The organism is Vibrio sp. 10N.222.55.C6 (assembly GCF_041473395.1).
In the GTDB taxonomy this organism is placed as follows: Bacteria; Pseudomonadota; Gammaproteobacteria; order Enterobacterales; family Vibrionaceae; genus Vibrio; species Vibrio crassostreae_C.
In genome coordinates this window covers 1-443 of the sequence record NZ_JBFRSD010001293.1, presented here as the reverse complement: position 1 = coordinate 443, position 443 = coordinate 1, and the positions used below count along the sequence as shown (strand labels likewise).

Annotated in this window: 1 pseudogene; it reads left to right on the top strand. The window is 45.6% G+C overall.

Annotation, left to right across the window (positions count from 1 at the left end):
• Positions 1-20 precede the first annotated feature (20 nt).
• Positions 21-443 (top strand): annotated as a pseudogene (locus tag AB4486_RS28590) (caspase family protein); the annotation flags it as partial.

Genomic DNA, 443 nt, shown 5'->3' with positions numbered 1-443 from the left:
CCTCTATTCCTGGACTAGAGATGCAAAACCCTAACTTGATAGATGCTTTTGAAGTCGATTCACGCCTCTCGGCAACGGACAACACCGCCTCTGATGAATTGAAGCAACTACTTAATGGCTTTGTGCCTGTGGAAAGTAATTCATCCAACTGGTTCTTCAACCTATCTATAGAAGATTACGCAAATTCAGATCAAGTAGCCTTTGCGCGCAGCAGTGGTGAAGTTATGTCTGACGTCGCGACAAAAGTTCTGGGTGTTCCAGAAAGGCACGTCTACGAGCTCATTGACCGTGACGCAACCAGTGGTGCGATTAAAGATAAGTTACGTTTAATGTTAGACAACGTCGATGAAGGCGATACGGTTTACTTCTACTACAGTGGACACGGTATCCCTGCGATTCCCGATAATGATCCTTACATTCTCCCGCAAGATAAGATCCCTGAC